The organism is Arthrobacter arabinosi (genome assembly GCF_054511115.1).
In genome coordinates this window covers 205766-223075 of the sequence record NZ_JBTNDF010000002.1, presented here as the reverse complement: position 1 = coordinate 223075, position 17310 = coordinate 205766, and the positions used below count along the sequence as shown (strand labels likewise).

Here is a 17310-nt window from a genome sequence, read left to right as displayed (position 1 = left end):
CCGGGAGCGCTAGTCGCGGATTGTGGCGATGACGGAACCGGCGGACACCGTGTCACCCGGCGTGGCCTTCAGGCCGGACAGCGTCCCGGCCCTGTGCGCCGTGAGCGGCTGCTCCATCTTCATGGCTTCGAGGACCACGACGAGATCGCCTTCCGCGACCCGGTCGCCGTCGGACACCGCGACCTTCACGATGGTGCCCTGCATGGGGGAGGTCAGGTCGTCGCCGCTGACGGCCGTCTTGCCGGCGCGGGCCCGTGAGGACTTCTTGGACTTCACCGGCGCGGCCGTCTTGCCGTTCGACGGCGTGCCGAGCCCGGCGGGCAGGACCACTTCGAGGCGGCGCCCGCCGACCTCCACGGTGACGCGCTGGCGGGCGTCGTCGTCCGCGGCGGGGTCGGCCGGTCCCTTCCACGGCTCGATGGTGTTGTCGAACTCCGTCTCGATCCAGCGCGTGTGCACCGTGAAGGGGCCGTCCGCAGGAGCGAACGCGGGGTCAGCGACGACCGCGGCGTGGAAGGGCAGGACGGTCGGCATGCCCTCGACCACCATCTCCGTCAGGGCGCGGCGGGCGCGCTGGAGGGCCTGGTCGCGGCTCGCGCCGCTGACGATCAGCTTGGCGAGCATGGAATCGAAGTTGCCGCCGATCACCTCGCCGGCCTCGACGCCGGAGTCGACGCGGATGCCCGGGCCGGTCGGGAGGGTGAGGGTCTGCACGGTGCCCGGTGCGGGCATGAAGCCCCGGCCGGCATCCTCGCCGTTGATGCGGAACTCGAACGAGTGGCCGCGGACCTCGGGGTCCCCGTAGCCGAGCTCCTCGCCGCGCGCGATGCGGAACTGCTCGCGCACGAGGTCGAGGCCCGTGACCTCCTCGGAGACCGGGTGCTCCACCTGCAGCCGCGTGTTCACCTCGAGGAAGGAGATGGTGCCGTCCTTGCCCACGAGGAACTCGCAGGTACCCGCGCCCTGGTACGCCGCTTCGCGCAGGATGGCCTTGGAGGACTCGTACAGGCGGGTGACCTGCTCGTCGGACAGGAAGGGGGCGGGCGCCTCCTCGACGAGCTTCTGGTTGCGGCGCTGCAGCGAGCAGTCGCGCGTGGAGACGACGACGACGTTCCCGTGGGCGTCCGCGAGGCACTGGGTCTCGACATGGCGGGGCGCGTCCAGGAACCGCTCGACGAAGCATTCGCCCCGCCCGAATGCCGCCGTCGCCTCGCGCACCGCGGAGTCGAACAGCTCGGGGATCTCCTCGTGGCTGCGGACCACCTTGATGCCGCGCCCGCCACCGCCGAACGCCGCCTTGATCGCGATGGGCAGGCCGAACTCGGCAGCGAAGTCGATGACGTCCTGCACGGACCCGACCGGGTCGCTGGTGCCGGGCACCAGCGGCGCGCCGACCCGCTGCGCGATGTGCCGCGCCTGGACCTTGTCGCCGAGCTGCGAGATCGAGTGCGGTGAGGGCCCGATCCAGGTGATGCCGGCGTCGAGGACCCGCTGCGCGAACTCGGCGTTCTCGGAGAGGAAACCGTAGCCGGGGTGGATGGCGTCGGCGCCGCTGCGTTCCGCGGCCTCCAGGATGCGGTCCATCACGAGGTAGGACTCGGCGGCGGTGTCCCCGCCGAGGGCGAATGCCTCGTCGGCCATGCGCACGTGCAGCGCGTCGCGGTCGGGTTCCGCGTACACGGCGACCGACAGGATCCCCTCGTCGCGGGCGGCGCGGATGACCCGGACGGCGATCTCCCCGCGGTTGGCGACCAGGACCTTCGTCACCCGATGATGCTGCCCGGGGTCGGTGCCGGCGCTGGGGCCGCGGGCGGGGGTGGGCTCGGACGGGCTGAGGGGGGACTGGCTCATGGGGGGTCGGACTCCTTCTTCTCTCGTCGGAGCCTAGCTCGGTTTGGTGGCTTCCGCCCATGGATCGTGCCGTCAGGGAGTGTTGAACCGCGATCCTTTGTAGGGAACCTACAAGGACGTCGCAGGCGCCCAGAGGTCGGTCACGGACACGCCGGCTGCGTGCAGGAGGGCACGCAGCGTGGAGATGCTGAGCCCGACGACGGCGTGCGGATCACCGTCGACGCGCTCGATGAAGGCGCCGCCCAGTCCGTCGATGGTGAAGGACCCGGCGCAGTGCAGCGGCTCGCCGCTGGCGACGTACGCCTCGACCTCGCCGTCGGTCATGGCGCCGAAATGGACGGTCGCCGAGGAGACCGCCCCGATCGTCGCCCCGGACCCACCTGCCCGCGTGTCCACGAGCCAGTGACCCGTGTGCAGGACGCCGGAGCGCCCGCGCATGCGGCCGATGCGTTCGATCGCCACCGCCGGTTCGTACGGCTTGCCGTGCGCCTCGCCGTCGAACTCGAACACGGAGTCGCACCCGATGACCAGGGCGTCGCCCGCGTCCGGCACCGCCGCGACGGCCTCGGCCTTCGCCCGCGCGAGCAGCAACGCGGTGTCGTGGGGGTCGAGGTCGCCGTAGGCGGCGACGACGGCCGGCTCGTCGACGTCGGAGACGAGCACCGAGTGGCGGATGCCGGCGTCATCGAGGAGCCGGGTGCGGGCAGGGGACTTCGAGGCGAGGATCAGGCGAAGGGTCATGGACCAAGCCTAGGCAGGATCCTCACCAGCGGTGCGCGACGTCGACCACCACCCGCGATCCGGTACCGGGCCCCGGCAGGGCGAACACCCTCATCGGGAGGCGCGCCCGGACGCCGAGCCCGACGCTGGAATACCCTTCATAGCTCCCACCGAACGCGACCTGCCGGAAGGTGGAGTACCCGGCGACGTCGACGAGCTCCATCCTGTTCGCGGGCCTGTAGGTGGGTTGCCCGGCACTGGTGTAGGCCGGAGCCTTCACCGTCACGGACAAACGCGCGCCGCCGCGGAGCGGGATCGGCAGACCGGACGCGATGCCGGTGTACTGAGGGACATACCGGACGCTGTACCCGGGCGCACGTCCCCGCACATCGATGACCATGCGGTCGAAGCAGTCGTGCCGGCCCGCGCGGACGTTGGTGAGGGGCGCCGTGGAGAGGGTGGGGGCGGTCTTCGCCAGAGAGCCCCACGTGATGCCGCAGTACGCGGCGGATGCCGGAGGTCCCCCTGCGAGGCCGAGGCCTGCGGTGAGGGCGAGGGCGGCGAGTGTGGCGGAGAGCTTCCCCGTCATGCGCGGGTTCTTCATGGCGCACCACCTGGTCGAACTGGATAGGGACGTCAATCGTCCTCCCGTGTCCAGCGGAAAGCGCCGGTCCAGACCGATCGGCGCCGAATCGTTAGAGGACGCACCACGGCCCGCCCCGGGCGGGTGCGGGGCGGACCGAGGGTGCAGCGGACAGGCAGGGGCGGTCGGGGCGCTGAACTCAGGAGACGAGTGCGCGGCGCAGCGTGTCGAGTCCGACGGAGCCCAGGTTGAGGGCCCGCGTATGGAAGGCGCGGAGGTCGAAGGCGTCGCCCTCGGCGGTCCGGACCTCGTCGCGGATCTGCTCCCAGAGGCGCTGGCCGATCTTGTACGACGGCGCCTGGCCCGGCCAACCGAGGTAGCGCGTGAACTCGAAGCCGAGCTGTCCCTCGCTGATGGCGATGTTCTTCTTCAGGAAGTCGTAGCCCTTCTCCGGTGTCCAGGTGCCCTCGCCCCAGCGCTCGGGGACCTCCAGTTCGAGGTGGACGCCGATGTCGAAGACCACCCGGGCGGCGCGCATGCGCTGGGCGTCGAGCATCCCGAGGCGGTCGCCCGGGTCGGACAGGAAGCCGAGTTCCTGCATGAGGCGCTCCGCGTACAGGGCCCAGCCCTCGCCCTGCCCGGAGACCCAGATGGCGTTGCGGCGCCACGGGTTGAGCAGCGCACGCTGGTACGTCGCCGTCGCGACCTGGAGGTGATGACCCGGCACGCCCTCGTGGTAGACGGTGGTCGTCTCCTTCCAGGTGGTGAAGGAGTCCTCACCCTCGGGGACGGACCACCACATGCGGCCGGGCCGTGAGAAGTCGTCGCTGGGACCGGTGTAGTAGATGCCGCCCTCGTTGGTCGGCGCGATCCTGCACTCTAGGCGCCGCATCACGTCGGGGATGTCGAAGTGGACGCCGGCCATGGCGTCCACCGCCTTGTCGGAGAGGCCCTGCATCCACGCCTGCAGGGTCTCCGTACCCTGCAGCTGGCGCGCGGGATCCTCGTCGAGGACGCGGATGGCCTCCTCGATCGAGGCACCCTCGCGGATCTCGTTCGCGACGGCCTCCTGTTCGGCGATGACGCGGTCGAGTTCCTCGACCCCCCACCGGTAGGTCTCCTCGAGGTCGACGGCGGAACCGAGGAACACGCGGGACATCAGGGCGTAGTGGTCCCGGCCGACGGCGTCCTTCTCCGGGGCGGAGGGGAGGAGGTCGTCCTGCAGGAACGACGCGAGCGTGCGGTACGCCCCGCGGGCGGCCTCGGCCCCGGACCGCAGCCGGTCACGGACCGGCTCCGGCAGGTCGCCGTCGTCCGCCGTGGTGGTCGCTCCGAGGGTGTCGAAGAATCCGCCGTCCTCCGCGTACTTGGTGGACTGCTCGATCACGATGGCGACCTGCCGGCGGGCTGCGACGAGGCCCCGCCCGCGGCCGGCCTGCAGCGAGGCGACGTAGCCGTCGATCGCGCCCGGCACGTTCGCCATGCGTCCGGCGATGTGCCCCCAGTCCTCGGCGGTGGCGGTGGGCATGAGATCGAAGATCGCGCGGATGTTCTGGGCGGGGCAGGCGATGTTGTTCAACTCGGAGTAACCGAAGCCGGCGTCGTGGATCTCGAGGTCGAGTCCGAGCCTCTCCCGCATGGCGTCCAGGGTGACGGCATCGACGTCGTCGGCCGGCCGGAGGTCCTCGAGCCGGCGGAGGGTGGTGCGGGCGGCGTCGGCGAGGGCGTCGATGCCGGCGGGCGAGTAGTCCTGGTACTCCGTCTCGTGGCCGGGGAGGCCCAGCTCGGTGGCGAAGTTGGGCCTCAGCTCGAGCAGGGTCTCGTAGTACGACGTCGCGACGGCGTCGATGGCCGTGGCCTGCCGTGCGGGCTGCTCGCTGGGGGACGGGGTGGGGGCTGGGGTGTCGTGGGTCACGTCCCGAGCCTAGCCGCAGACCGTTGCCGGAGGCTACCGAGTCGGCGCCGGACCGGGACCGGGCCCCGCGCCGCACCGTCAGACCGCGTTCGCATACGCCTCCGCGAGCCATCCGAGGACCTCGCCATCCAGTTCGTCCGCCCCGTGGAGCTCGATGTGGTGCATCCACACGGTCGCCGACGGATGGGCGACTTCCTTGACGCGGGCGGAGGTGAGTTCGCGGGACAGCGCGATGGACAGCACGGCCGGGACATCACTGTCGATGTACTGCCCCGGCCGCCAGATGTACGCGAAACCCCGGCGACGCCGGAAGGCGACCTGGCTCGTCGTCACCGCCATCGACGCCTCGCCGATCCCGGCGATGGCTTCCCGGGCCGCGCGGCAGATCGCACGGCCGGCCGGGAACCCGGCGAAGGGATCCTCGGCGCTCCGTTCGTGCTCGTCCTCCACGGGCCGAGGGTAGGTTCCCGTGCGCGCCGGCGCAACGAGGACCTCCCGCCCGCAGCCCATCAGAGGGACGCGAGCAGCTCTCCCATCTCGTCGATCTCGGCCTGCTGCGTCGTCGCGATGGTCTCGGCCAGCTCGATCGCGTCCGGATTCTCGCCGTTCCCGATCTCCTGCCGGGCCATGTCGATCGCGCCCTCGTGGTGGACCGTCATGGATTCGAGGAACAGGCGTGACGCCTCGGTGCCCTCGGCACGCTCGAGCTCGGCCATCCCGTCCTCGCTGAGCATGCCCTCCATGCCCCCCATGTGGTTCGACCCGGATCCTGTGCCGTCTCCGTCGCCCATCCCTCCCATATCGTGGCTCTCCATGCTGTCCGGACCCATGGCCTCGTCCCAGGTCTCCAGCCAGCCCTTCATGGTCCCGATCTCGGGCCCCTGTGCGTCCCTGATCCGCGTCGCGAGGTCGCGGATCTCGGGGCTGATGCTGTCCTTGGCGAGCATGAGGTCGCTCATCTCCACCGCCTGCTCGTGGTGGGGGATCATCATCCGGGAGAACATCACGTCCGCCTGGTTGTGCTCCTCGGACACGGTGCTGGTGCCGGTGGAGGCGCTGCTCGGCGCCGGTGTCGAGGGCGACGTCGTCGAGCCTGGGCCGGTGCCCGCGTCTGTGCCCGCGTCTGTGCCTGTGGTGACGCAGGCGGAAAGGGCGAGGGCGGCCGCGAGGCCCGCCGCGGCCATGGGAAGGTTTCGCTTCATGATGTTCAGGTCCTTCAGTACTCAGAGGATGGGATCAGCTGTCCGTGCCGTCGGTGAGGGCACAGGGGATGCGGCCGTATCACCGCGGAGAGCGGAACGGGCCGCGGATCCTATGTCCGGCTGATGCAGAGCTGGGTCAGTGAAGGGGCAGGCGCAGGTCGGGACATCCGAGCCAGTGCAGGGGGAGCCCGACCGCCCGGAACGGACAGGAGGGCGCGGCCCCCGGGGGTCAGCAGGCCGGCGATGCCGACGGCGATCATCGCCAGCGCGCACATGCCCAGCATCATCCCGTCGGCGCAGTCCCCGGTGCACCCGAACGGCACTCCACCCTCCGGGGCTGCGGCCGGGGCGGTGTCCGCGGCGTTCAGGGCAGTCGGCCCGACCGCTGTCTCGGCAGCCATCATCGCCGTCGACAGGGCGTGGACGTGGCCGGTCCCGCCGCCCGCGTGCGCGTCCGCGGTGTGACCGGCTGCGATGTCTGTTCCGGCGCCCGGCAGGATGCCCGTGGTGGTGCCCGGGGTAGGGGCGGCGACGTGGTGGGAGGTGGACCCGTGGCCGCCCATCCCGACGTGCATCGCGAGGATCCCGACGATGACGGCCGTCAGGCCGACGAAGGCGACGATCGCCGGCACCGCGGCGCACAGCAGGGAGCGGATGGCACGTGATGCCCGGTTCCTGGTCACCGTATCCGTCCTCTCCCTGTCCGCGTGGTCGCTGACGCCTGCGCCCAGCGGTGGTCCTCTGTCCGTTCTGCCCCACCAGCCTAACGAGACGGCAGGATCGTCCTGTTCACGACGCCACCCGATCGACGTCCGGGCCCGTCCATGCGGTCTCCGATGAGCCCGGGCTCACGTCCTGATGGGCTCTGTATCCACTGTCCCGGGGCCGGTCCGGTCGGTGGTGATCCGCTCCGGGCGGAGGTCGATCCGCCGCAGGAGCTGCGCGTTCAGGGCGACGACGATCGTGGAGACGCTCATCAGGACGGCGCCTGCCGCGGGGGAGAGGAGGATGCCCGCGAAGGCCAGCACCCCTGCGGCCAGGGGCACGGCCAGTACGTTGTACCCGGTGGCCCAGACCAGGTTCTGGATCATCTTCCGGTAGCTCGCGCGGGACAGGTCGATCATCGCCAGCACCGATCGTGGGTCGTTCCCGGCCAGGACGACACCCGCTGATTCCATGGCGACGTCCGTGCCGGCTCCGATCGCGATGCCCACCTCCGCGCGTGCGAGGGCCGGGGCGTCGTTCACGCCGTCGCCGACCATCGCGACCCTGTATCCACGCGCCTGCAGTTCGGCGACCGCGGAATCCTTGTCCCTCGGCAGGACGTCGGCGAACACCTCGTCGATGCCGAGGTCCGCTCCGACGGCGTCGGCCACCTGCCGGGCGTCGCCGGTGATCATCGCGACCTTCACCCCCCGGGACCGAAGGGCCTGCACGGCGGCCCGGGATTCCTCGCGGACCTTGTCCTCGAGCCTGACCGCGCCGATCACGGCGCCGTCGCTGATGACGTGCAGCACCGATGCGCCGCGGTCCACCCATGCCTGCACGGTGTCCCCGATGTGCGCCGGAGTATCGAGGCCGAGTTCCCGGAGGAGATTCGGGCCCCCCACCAGCACCTCGCGGCCGCCGACGGTGGCCCGCACGCCGCGACCGGTCATGGAACTGAATCCGGTTCCCGTGGAGGAGAGGGCAGCCGCGGCGGGGTCGGCCTGTGCGGCGCTGACGATGGCGCGCGCGACGGGGTGCTCGCTGTCCGCTTCAGCGGCCCCGGCCAGGGCCAGCAGCTCGGCCTCGGAGACGCCGTCGACGGCGGTGGTCGCCGTGACCGCGGGGCGGCCCTCGGTGAGGGTGCCGGTCTTGTCGAACAGGACGACGTCGACCGTGCGCATGCGTTCGAGGGCCATACGGTCCTTGATCAGCACCCCGGCCTTCGCTGCACGCTCGGTGGAGATCGCGATGACCAGGGGGATCGCCAGTCCCAGGGCGTGGGGGCAGGCGATCACGAGGACGGTGACGGTGCGGACCACGGCGTCGTCCGGGCTTCCGAGGAGCAGCCACGCGAGAAAGGTCAGGATGCCTGCGCCGAGCGCGAAGTGGAACAGCAGGGCCGCGGCCCGGTCCGCCAGGGCCTGGGCCTTCGAGGAGGACGCCTGCGCTTCGGCGACGAGGCGCTGGATCCCGGCCAGGGTGGTCTCCGAGCCGACGGCGGTCACCTGCATGCGGATCGCGTTGTCGGTCGCCACGGTGCCGGCCACGACCGTCGCGCCGACGCCGCGGGAGACGGTGCGGGACTCCCCGGTGATCATCGATTCGTCGAACTCCGCCGCCCCCTCGACGATCTCGCCGTCGGCGGGTGCCCGGGCGCCGGAGCGCACGAGCACGACGTCCCCGGTCACCAGCGAGCCCACCGGAACGGTCTCGACGCCGTCCGCCGTGACCCTGTCCGCCTCGTCCGGAAGCAGTGCGGCCAGGGCGTCCAGGGCGCCGGCGGCGGAGCCGAGGGCCCGCATCTCCATCCAGTGCCCGAGCAGCATGATGACGATCAGCAGGGCCAGTTCCCACCAGAAGTCGAGGTCGAACCCGCCGATGCGCAGCGTGGTGCTCCACGACGCGACGAACGCGACGCTGATCGCCATCGCGATCAGCAGCATCATGCCAGGCCGCCGGGATCTCAGTTCCGCCACCCCGCCCTTCAGGAACGGCGTGCCGCCGTAGGCGAAGATCGCCGTGCCCAGGATCGGGGGGATCCACGCCGCACCGGGGAACCCGGGTGGCATGTATCCGAGGAGCATGGCGAACATGGGGCTGAACGCCACGACGGGGATCGCGAGGGCGAGGCTGATCCAGAAACGCTTCCTGAACATCGCCGTGGAATGCCCTGCGTGCTCGCCGTGGGAACGGACCCGATGATCCTCGTCCACGCCGTGATGCTCGTGCCCCGCGGTCGGCGGGGCTTCGGTGAATCGATTGCTGTCCATGGGTTCCTCTCCTCCTCCGGTGGCCGTAAAACTATACCCCCCAGGGGTATACGTCAAGAGGTGGGAGCACCCACTGCCATGGCCATTTCCCGGGGCCGCGCCTACCGTGGGGGGATCACGCGAGGGGGGATCCCATGAAGCTGTCCAGGGCGCCGGTGGCGCGCATCGTCGTCGAGCCGGGCCGGTATCCGGAGGCGGAGGACGCCCTCCGGCGCTCGGCCTTCCGGCTGGGGGCAGCACTCGCCGCGGACCCGACCGGCAACCAGGTCACGAGCCCGGTCAGCGCGCTCTACGCCCTGTCGATGCTGCGGGCAGGGGCGGGCGGGACGACGGCGGAGGAGCTGGACGCGGTGCTGGGTCTCCCCGCCGAGCACCACGCGGCGATGAACGCGCTCCTCGCGACCCTGCAGTACTTCGACGGTGATCCCGTCACCGTCGACGAGGAGGACCCGCCGCGCCAGCCCCTCGTGCATCTCGCGAACGCGGTCCTCGTCCCCGAGGGCGGCGCGATCGGGGCGGGGTTCCTCGAGGTACTCGCCCGGTCCTACGGCGCGGGGGTCCACCCGGTGGACGTCGCCGATCCCGGCACCGCCGGGATGATCGACGACTGGGTACGGAGGGAGACCGGAGGCCGCGTCGCGAAGGCCCCGCTGGTCGTCGGTCCGGACACCGGGCTGTCCCTGCTCAACGCCGTGTACTTCGCCGCGGCCTGGGACGAAGCGTTCGATCCGGCCGGGACGGGCGAGGACCCCTTCACCCTGGCCGGCGGCACGCAGGTCATCGTCCCGACCATGCACGGCTACCGTTGGGCGCGCTATGCCGCGGGACCCGGCTGGACGGGCATCGACCTGCCCTACGGGGATGGTTTCTTCCTGCGGCTCCTCCTGCCCGCCGAGGGCGCGTCTCCGGCGTGGGACGAGCAGGACCTGCTGGACATCGCGGACGCGCTCGAGGCAGCGGGGACGATCCGCGTGGACCTGTCCATGCCGAGATGGGAGCACCACCACGCCCAGGACCTCATCGGCGTGCTGCAGGCGCTGGGGCTGGAGCGGACCTTCGGCCCGGGCGCCGACCTCGACGCCATCCAGCCGGGGCTCCACGTCTCGGGGGCCGCCCAGTCCGCGACCGTCACCGTCGCCGAGAAGGGGACCATCGCCGCGGCCGTCACCCAGCTGGTCATGATGACGAGCGCCCCCGTCCCGCCCGACGTCGCGCTCTCCGTCGACCGGCCCTTCGGCTACCAGATCGTCCACGAGGACACCGGGCTGCCGCTCTTCCTCGGGACGGTCGCCGATCCGCGCTGAGCGGGACCCCGCCGACCGGCAGGGGTGTCAGCGGACGCTGCGCCGCCAGGAGCCGGGTCCCGGCGTCGGGCCCAGGCGCAGCAGCGCCCGCCGCAGCCAGGAACGCCCGTGCCGCGCGCGGTCGTCCTCGTCCCCGCCGCCCTGCAGTGCCACGACGACGGCGGTGAGCGCCGCGAGCTCCTCGTCGGTGGGAGTGCCGGACACCACGGACAGCACCACGTCGTCGTCCCCGGCGGCCGCGCCGTCCCGATCGGAGCCGCTCACAGCGGGATGTTCCCGTGCTTCTTGGCCGGGTTGGCGGAGCGCTTGTCGCGTAGGGCGCGGAGCCCGCGCACGATCTGCAGCCGGGTCTCGGACGGGGCGATGACGGCGTCCACGTACCCGAGGGCGGCCGCCTGGTACGGGTTGAGCAGTTCCTCCTCGTACTGCTGGACGACGTCGGCGCGCGCGGTTTCGACGTCCCCGCCGGCGTCGGCGACGGCCTTGAGCTGCCCCCGGTACAGGATGTTGACCGCTCCCTGGGCCCCCATCACCCCGATCTGGGCGGTGGGCCAGGCGAGGTTGAGGTCCGCGCCGAGCTTCTTGGAGCCCATGACGATGTACGCGCCGCCGTAGGCCTTGCGCGTGATGACGGTCAGCTTGGGGACGGTGGCCTCGGCATACGCGTAGAGCAGTTTCGCGCCGCGGCGGATGATGCCCTGGAACTCCTGGTCCTTGCCGGGCAGGAAGCCCGGCACATCCACGAGGGTCAGGAGGGGGATGTTGAAGGCGTCGCAGTGGCGCACGAAGCGCGCGGCCTTCTCCGAGGCGTTGATGTCGAGGGTCCCGGCGAACTGCAGGGGCTGGTTGGCGACGATGCCGATGGTGTGGCCCTCCACGCGGGCGTACCCGGTGATGATGTTCGGCGCGTACAGCGCCTGCATCTCGAGGAAGTGGGCGTCGTCCACGACGGCCTCGATGACCGCGTGCATGTCGTAGGGCTGGTTCGCGGCGTCGGGGATCAGGGTGTCGAGCGCGAGGTCCGCCTCCGTCTCCTCGGGCTCCTCGGCGAACGCCGTGAGCGGCGCTTCCGCGAGGTTGTTCGAGGGCAGGAAATCGAGGAGTTCGCGGACGAATCCGATGGCGTCGGCCTCGTCGGTGGCGAGATAGGCGGAGGTGCCCGTCGTCGTGTTGTGCTGCCGCGCCCCGCCGAGGGTCTCCATGTCCACGTCCTCACCCGTCACGGTCTTGATGACGTCCGGGCCGGTGATGAACATGTGGGAGGTCCTGTCCACCATCACCACGAAGTCGGTGAGCGCGGGGGAGTAGGCGGCTCCGCCGGCGCAGGGGCCCATGATGAGGGAGATCTGCGGGACCACGCCGGATGCGTGGACGTTGTTGCGGAAGATGTCGGCGAACATCGCCAGGGACGCCACGCCCTCCTGGATGCGGGCTCCGCCGCCGTCGTTGATGCCGATCACGGGGCAGCCGTTGCGCAGCGCGAATTCCTGCACCTTGACGATCTTCTCGCCGTTCACCTGGCTCAGCGAGCCGCCGTAGACGGTGAAGTCCTGGCTGTAGACGGCGACGAGGCGGCCGTCGACCGTCGCGTACCCCGACACGACGCCGTCGCCGAGGGGTTTCTTCTTCTCCATGCCGAACGCCGTGGAGCGGTGGACGGCGAGGGCGTCGAACTCGACGAAGGAGCCCTCGTCCACGAGCAGGTCGATGCGCTCGCGCGCCGTGTTCTTGCCGCGGGCGTGCTGCCGCTCGATGGCCTCGCGCCCCGAGGGCTGCTCGGAGAGCTCCTTGCGCCTCCGGAAGTCGGCGAGCTTCCCGGCCGTCGTGGTGAGGTCGGGCTGCAGGTCCTGATGCATGAATACTCCGGTCGGCGGGTCGAAGGAGGGCGGGCACCGCGGGGGACCCCCAGCCGCGACTGGAGGGTTCCGACAACGAACGGCGCGTTTCTCCCAGTCTAGTGAGGATCGCAGGCCCCGCCGTTGTAGGACGTCTACAGTTTCCGCCGGGATCACTTAGCCGGGCCGTCGATGTTACCGGCGGGTAACATCGGTGCGTCGGGAGCCGTCCGGGGCGTGCGGCTGCTTATGGTGGAGCCATGACCGAACGCAACGAAGCGCAGGAATCCACCGCCCCCGCAACCCTCGCCGGGCGCACCGTCCTGATGTCCGGCGGCAGCCGCGGCATCGGACTGGCCATCGCCCTGCGCGCCGCGCGTGACGGCGCGAACGTGGCCATCATGGCCAAGACCGGGGAGCCGCACCCGAAGCTCGAAGGCACCGTGTACACCGCGGCCGAGCAGATCGAGGCAGCGGGCGGGATGGCGCTGCCGATCGTGGGGGACGTCCGGAACGACGACGACGTCGCCTCCGCCGTGGACGAGACCGTCCAGGCGTTCGGCGGCATCGACGTCGTCGTGAACAACGCCTCCGCGATCGACCTGTCGAAGACGCCCGACGTGGACATGAAGCGCTACGACCTCATGGCCGACATCAACGTCCGCGGCACCTTCATGCTCAGCAAGTTCGCCCTCGACGCGCTGCGGGGCTCGTCGAACCCGCACATCCTCACGCTCTCCCCGCCCCTGAACCTCGCGCCGAAGTGGGCGGGCCTGCACCTGGCCTACACCATGGCGAAGTACGGGATGAGCCTGACCACCCTCGGCCTCGCCGAGGAGCTGAAGGACGACGGCGTGGCCGTCAACTCCCTCTGGCCCGCCACCCTGATCGACACCGCGGCCATCCGGAACATGCCGGGCGGAAGCCGCCTGGTGCAGGCGGCGCGCAGCCCGGAGATCGTCGCCGATGCCGCCCACGCCGTCCTGGTCCGCGCCTCGCGCGGCTGCACGGGGAACTTCTTCACCGACGAGCAGGTGCTGCGCGAGGAAGGCGTCACCGACCTGGCCCGGTACAGCCTCGGGGCGCCGGAGGACCGGCTCGTCCCCGACATCTTCCTCTGAGGCCCGGTCCGGGCCGGCCGGGGCCGGATAGGATCGATGTCATGTCCTCCCCCTACTCCAATCTCGAGCGCCCCGGCCTGAACCTCGGCGCCCTGAGGACAGCCCTCTGCATGCCGTCCGGCCCGTTCTCGCGGCTCGACATCGTCGCCACGACCGGCTCCACCAACACCGACCTCGTGGAGCACGCCCAGGTGGAGGCGGCCGGCTGGCCGGACCTCAGCGTGCTCGCCGCGGAGACGCAGACCGCGGGGCGCGGGCGCCTCGACCGCAGCTGGACGGCACCCGAACGCTCCTCGCTGTTCGTGAGCGTGCTCCTGCGTCCCTTCAACCGGCACGGACGGCCCGTCCCCACGACCGCCTACTCCTGGTTCTCGCTCCTCGCCGCGCTCGCGCTCGCCGAGAGCGTCGAGGAGCGCACGAAGATCTCCCCCCAGCTCAAGTGGCCCAACGACGTCACGGTGGACGGCCGGAAGCTCGCCGGCGTCCTGGCCCAGTTCGTGCCCGGCGCGGGCGCCGAGCCGCCCGCGGTCGTCGTCGGGGTGGGCCTGAACGTGAGCCTCACCGACGACGAGCTCCCCGTGCCCACCGCCACGAGCCTGCTCCTGGAGTACGCGGGGACCACCGACCGCAACGTCCTGCTGAAGTCGTTCCTGCGCACCTTCGCCGACCACTACCGCGCCTTCTGCGACGTAGACGGAGACGCCGGCGTGCCGTGGGGGGCGGGGCCCTCGCTCCTCGCGCGCATCGGCGCCCGGATGGCGACGCTGGGCCAGGACGTCCGCGCGGAGCTGCCGGGCGGCGTCGTGCTGGCGGGGCGCGCGCTGTCCCTGGACGCCGGAGGCGGGCTCGTCGTGCGCGACGACGACGGCGAGCGGCACACGATCTCGGCCGGCGACGTGGTGCACGTGCGCCCCCAGGTGTAGCCCGTGCGGATCAGACTGCTGCCCGGGGAGCGCGTCCTCGTCCGCACCCGGCCCAACCCCCTGAACCTCGCCGGGCCGGTGGTCGCCGGGTTCGTCCTCCTCGCCGTCGGGGCCTTCGCGCTCGGCTACCTCGCCCGGCGGGACCTGCCCCGCGGCCTGACGGAGTGGCAGCCCGTGCTCCTGCCGGCGGTGCTCGCCGTCGTGGTGCTGCTGCTCCTCCGCGTGACGGTGCGTCCGCTCGTCCGCTGGTCGGGGAACCGGTACGTGCTCACGAGCATGCGGCTCATCCATCGGAGGGGCACCACGCGGCGCACGGAGCACCAGATCAACCTGTCGGCGATCTCGCAGCTCCAGACCGAGCAGGGGCTGCTGCAGCGGATGGTGGGCAGCGGGACGCTCGTCGCCGACCTCGGTTTCGACCGGTCGCACGCCTACCGGCACGTTCCGCGGATTGCAACGTTCAAGAACTATGTGGTGCAGGCGATCGGTGAGCTCCCGCTGACCCGCATGTTCGACGGAGTGGACATGGAGATCGATCCGCAGTACGCCCGCGGCGGGACGCCCCGGGTACAGCAGGAATGGAGGCACGAGCAACCGTGACAGTCGAGGAGCGCCGCGAGGCCGGGCAGTCCTACGATGCCCCCGAGGCTGCAGCATCGACGGCGCCGAAGGCCGTCTGGCAGCTGCAGTCCGACATGGCGACCGGCGGCGGCCCGGAGCCCGCGGGCTCGGGCGCGGCCCCGATCGAACTCGACCGCGAGACGATCCGCCGCCTGGAACGCGAGCTCCTCGGTGCGGAGCGCACGCTCAAACGCCGCGACATCGCCGCGGGTGCGGGCGTGTCCCTGCTGTCCGCCCGCAAGCTGTGGCGTGCCATGGGCTTCCCCAACATCGGCGACGACGACATCGCGTTCACCGAGAAGGACCTCGGGGCGCTCACCACGATCATCGACCTGGTGCGCCAGGAGCAGCTCACCGAGGACGCCGCCATCTCGATCACGCGGGCCGTCGGCCAGATGACGGACCGGATGGTGGTGTGGCAGATCGAGGCCATCGTCGAGGAGATGGTGGCGCAGCGCGGGCTCTCCGACGCCGAGGCACGCAAGGTCCTCGTGTCCGAGCTGCCGGACCTCATCGAGCCGCTCGAGAAGACGCTGGTCTACGCGTGGCGCCGGCAGATGAACGCCGCCGTCCAGCGGCTGGCACTCCGCGCCGAATCGGGCCTGGCCGCGAGCGAGACGGGCCGCGACGGCGACGAGCAGGACGCCCCGCTGCCGCTCGCCCGCGCGGTCGGGTTCGCCGACCTCGTGTCCTACACGAGCCTGTCGCGCCAGATGAACGAGCGCACACTGGCGCAACTCGTCCAGCGGTTCGAGAACAAGAGCGCGGAGATCATCTCCGTGGGAGGCGGACGGCTCGTGAAGACGATCGGCGACGAGGTCCTGTACATCGCCGAATCGCCGGAGGCCGGGGCCGAGATCTCCCTGGCACTGGCCAAGGCCTTCTCCGAGGACGAGTTCCTTCCCGCCGCACGCTGCTCCCTCGTCTGGGGCCGCGTGCTCTCCCGGCTCGGGGACATCTACGGGCCGACGGTCAACCTCGCGGCGCGCCTCACCGCGCTCGCGGAACCCGGTGAGGTCCTCGTGGACTCCGGCACCGCCGGGACCCTCACCGCCAACGACAGGTTCGTGCTCACGCCGCACGAGCCACGGCAGGTGCGCGGCTTCGGCGAGGTGCAGCCGGTGACCCTCGCACGCGGGACCGGCACGGGAATCGTCCTCGACTGATCCGCTCCGTCCGCCGTGCCCGGACGGCGCGTCGGCTACTCGGACCGGGCAGAGGGCAGAATGGGGAGCATGACAGACCAGCACGCCTGCCTCCACGCGCCGGCCGTCCTGCCGCGCAGGCCCCTGACCGGGCCGGTTCCCTCCTCACGTCCCCGGGCGCCGCATGAGTGAGCCGCGGGCGAACGGCTCCCACGCCGTCGATCCGGCCTCCATCGGCACGAGCACCGCCCCGCACGGGCAGGGCCGGAGGACGGCCCGAGATCCGGGCGTCCGGCTGGCCTACGGATTCGGCACCGACCGCGGGCTGCGCCGTGAACTCAACGAGGACTCCTTCCTCGCCGCCGAGCCCCTCTTCGCCGTCGCGGACGGGATGGGCGGGCACGAAGCCGGCGAGGTGGCCAGCAGCGTCTGCATCCGCACCCTGGAAGCCAGCGGCATCCCCGGGACCAGGCTGCCGCAGCTCACGGCGGCGGACCTCGAGGACCTCGTCCACCATGCCGACCAGCGGATCCGGACCGAGGCCGGCGGGCACGCGGGGACCACGCTCACGGGCGTCGTGCTCGTCGAGGAGTCGGGGACCCCGTCCTGGCTGTTCTTCAACGTGGGGGACTCCAGGGCGTACCGGTTGAGCGGCGGGACCTTCGGGCAGATCTCCGTGGACCACTCCGAGGTCCAGGAACTCGTGGATCTCGGGAGCATCACCGAGGAGGAGGCCCGGACGCACCACCGCCGGCACGTGGTGACCCGAGCCCTCGGCGCCGGGGACGACGCCGACCCGGACGTGTGGCTCCTGCCGGTGGAGGACAGCGACCGCGTCCTGCTCTGCTCGGACGGACTGAGTGGCGAGGTGACCGACGAGGACATCCATGCGATCCTCACCACCGTCGCCGATCCGCAGGAGGCGTGCGACGAGCTCATCGCGGCGGCCCTCCGCTCCGGGGCCCGGGACAACGTGACGGTGATCGTCGTCGACGTATCGGCTCCCGACGGGGAGGGGAGCCGACCCGGCGCCGCTGCGGGAGGCCGCTTCGCCGCCGACGGCGACCAGCGGGCCCTCGACCGGCCCGACGCGGAGCGCTGACAGGGGTCGC

At 71.5% G+C, this 17310-nt stretch carries 16 protein-coding genes; 6 read left to right on the top strand and 10 right to left on the bottom strand.

Going from position 1 to position 17310, the window contains the following annotated elements; genetic code table 11:
- Window positions 1–9: 9 nt before the first annotated feature.
- The 8 genes from ACX80P_RS05280 to ACX80P_RS05245 form a co-directional block, all read right to left on the bottom strand.
- Window positions 10–1851 carry an acetyl/propionyl/methylcrotonyl-CoA carboxylase subunit alpha gene (locus ACX80P_RS05280; protein ID WP_459277000.1) on the bottom strand — a complete coding sequence of 614 codons (1842 nt, stop codon included), beginning with the start codon at window positions 1849–1851 and terminating at the stop codon, window positions 10–12.
- A gap of 108 nt (window positions 1852–1959) precedes the next feature.
- Window positions 1960–2592, bottom strand: a complete 633-nt coding sequence (locus ACX80P_RS05275; RefSeq protein WP_459276999.1) for a Maf family protein — start codon at window positions 2590–2592, stop codon at window positions 1960–1962.
- Window positions 2593–2614: 22 nt separating this feature from the next.
- Window positions 2615–3160: an AMIN-like domain-containing (lipo)protein gene (locus ACX80P_RS05270; protein ID WP_459277501.1), complete on the bottom strand. Its 546-nt coding sequence runs from the start codon at window positions 3158–3160 to the stop codon at window positions 2615–2617.
- A gap of 193 nt (window positions 3161–3353) precedes the next feature.
- Window positions 3354–5069: a DUF885 domain-containing protein gene (locus tag ACX80P_RS05265; protein ID WP_459276998.1), complete on the bottom strand. Its 1716-nt coding sequence runs from the start codon at window positions 5067–5069 to the stop codon at window positions 3354–3356.
- A gap of 78 nt (window positions 5070–5147) precedes the next feature.
- Window positions 5148–5519: a DUF5655 domain-containing protein gene (locus ACX80P_RS05260; RefSeq protein ID WP_459276997.1), complete on the bottom strand. Its 372-nt coding sequence runs from the start codon at window positions 5517–5519 to the stop codon at window positions 5148–5150.
- Window positions 5520–5578: 59 nt separating this feature from the next.
- On the bottom strand, window positions 5579–6271 hold the full coding sequence (locus tag ACX80P_RS05255) for a DUF305 domain-containing protein (RefSeq protein WP_459276996.1): 693 nt from the start codon (window positions 6269–6271) through the stop codon (window positions 5579–5581).
- Between the two features lie 110 nt (window positions 6272–6381).
- Window positions 6382–6954 (bottom strand): hypothetical protein, encoded by a 573-nt coding sequence (locus tag ACX80P_RS05250; RefSeq protein WP_459276995.1) that lies wholly within the window; start codon window positions 6952–6954, stop codon window positions 6382–6384.
- Between the two features lie 165 nt (window positions 6955–7119).
- Window positions 7120–9249 carry a heavy metal translocating P-type ATPase gene (locus tag ACX80P_RS05245; RefSeq protein ID WP_459276994.1) on the bottom strand — a complete coding sequence of 710 codons (2130 nt, stop codon included), beginning with the start codon at window positions 9247–9249 and terminating at the stop codon, window positions 7120–7122.
- 134 nt (window positions 9250–9383) lie between these two features.
- Here ACX80P_RS05245 and ACX80P_RS05240 point away from each other — a divergent pair, with 134 nt between their 5' ends.
- Window positions 9384–10553, top strand: a complete 1170-nt coding sequence (locus ACX80P_RS05240) for a serpin family protein (RefSeq protein ID WP_459276993.1) — start codon at window positions 9384–9386, stop codon at window positions 10551–10553.
- Window positions 10554–10580: 27 nt separating this feature from the next.
- On the opposite strand, the gene ACX80P_RS05235 is transcribed toward ACX80P_RS05240, so the two are convergent.
- Both ACX80P_RS05235 and ACX80P_RS05230 read right to left on the bottom strand, forming a co-directional pair.
- Complete coding sequence (locus ACX80P_RS05235; protein WP_459276992.1) at window positions 10581–10817, bottom strand: acyl-CoA carboxylase subunit epsilon; 237 nt, start codon at window positions 10815–10817, stop codon at window positions 10581–10583.
- Complete coding sequence (locus ACX80P_RS05230) at window positions 10814–12397, bottom strand: acyl-CoA carboxylase subunit beta (RefSeq protein ID WP_459277500.1); 1584 nt, start codon at window positions 12395–12397, stop codon at window positions 10814–10816. The genes ACX80P_RS05235 and ACX80P_RS05230 overlap by 4 nt, the downstream gene beginning before the upstream one ends.
- A gap of 251 nt (window positions 12398–12648) precedes the next feature.
- Between ACX80P_RS05230 and ACX80P_RS05225 the strand changes: the two genes are divergently transcribed.
- The 5 genes from ACX80P_RS05225 to ACX80P_RS05205 all read left to right on the top strand — a co-directional run bounded on the left by ACX80P_RS05225 (window position 12649) and on the right by ACX80P_RS05205 (window position 17300).
- The gene (locus tag ACX80P_RS05225; protein ID WP_459276991.1) at window positions 12649–13509 is read left to right on the top strand and encodes an SDR family oxidoreductase; all 861 of its coding nucleotides are present in this window, start codon (window positions 12649–12651) and stop codon (window positions 13507–13509) included.
- A 41-nt stretch (window positions 13510–13550) separates the two neighbouring features.
- Entirely contained in the window at window positions 13551–14432 is an 882-nt protein-coding gene (locus ACX80P_RS05220) for a biotin--[acetyl-CoA-carboxylase] ligase (protein WP_459276990.1), read from the top strand.
- A 3-nt stretch (window positions 14433–14435) separates the two neighbouring features.
- Entirely contained in the window at window positions 14436–15032 is a 597-nt protein-coding gene (locus ACX80P_RS05215) for a PH domain-containing protein (protein WP_459276989.1), read from the top strand.
- Between the two features lie 95 nt (window positions 15033–15127).
- Window positions 15128–16219: an adenylate/guanylate cyclase domain-containing protein gene (locus ACX80P_RS05210; RefSeq protein WP_459277499.1), complete on the top strand. Its 1092-nt coding sequence runs from the start codon at window positions 15128–15130 to the stop codon at window positions 16217–16219.
- Between the two features lie 163 nt (window positions 16220–16382).
- A complete protein-coding gene (locus ACX80P_RS05205) occupies window positions 16383–17300 on the top strand; it encodes a PP2C family protein-serine/threonine phosphatase (RefSeq protein ID WP_459276988.1) in 918 nt (305 codons plus the stop codon).
- Window positions 17301–17310: the final 10 nt, after the last annotated feature.

What these genes read in the sequence shown, in the direction of transcription:
- ACX80P_RS05280 (WP_459277000.1), bottom strand. Translation starts at nt 1,851, where the DNA reads ATGAGCCAGTCCCCCCTCAGCCCGTCCGAGCCCACCCCCGCCCGCGGC.
- ACX80P_RS05275 (WP_459276999.1), bottom strand. Translation starts at nt 2,592, where the DNA reads ATGACCCTTCGCCTGATCCTCGCCTCGAAGTCCCCTGCCCGCACCCGG.
- ACX80P_RS05270 (WP_459277501.1), bottom strand. Translation starts at nt 3,160, where the DNA reads ATGACGGGGAAGCTCTCCGCCACACTCGCCGCCCTCGCCCTCACCGCA.
- ACX80P_RS05255 (WP_459276996.1), bottom strand. Translation starts at nt 6,271, where the DNA reads ATGAAGCGAAACCTTCCCATGGCCGCGGCGGGCCTCGCGGCCGCCCTC.
- ACX80P_RS05245 (WP_459276994.1), bottom strand. Translation starts at nt 9,249, where the DNA reads ATGGACAGCAATCGATTCACCGAAGCCCCGCCGACCGCGGGGCACGAG.
- ACX80P_RS05240 (WP_459276993.1), top strand. Translation starts at nt 9,384, where the DNA reads ATGAAGCTGTCCAGGGCGCCGGTGGCGCGCATCGTCGTCGAGCCGGGC.
- ACX80P_RS05225 (WP_459276991.1), top strand. Translation starts at nt 12,649, where the DNA reads ATGACCGAACGCAACGAAGCGCAGGAATCCACCGCCCCCGCAACCCTC.
- ACX80P_RS05220 (WP_459276990.1), top strand. Translation starts at nt 13,551, where the DNA reads ATGTCCTCCCCCTACTCCAATCTCGAGCGCCCCGGCCTGAACCTCGGC.
- ACX80P_RS05210 (WP_459277499.1), top strand. Translation starts at nt 15,128, where the DNA reads ATGGCGACCGGCGGCGGCCCGGAGCCCGCGGGCTCGGGCGCGGCCCCG.
- ACX80P_RS05205 (WP_459276988.1), top strand. Translation starts at nt 16,383, where the DNA reads ATGAGTGAGCCGCGGGCGAACGGCTCCCACGCCGTCGATCCGGCCTCC.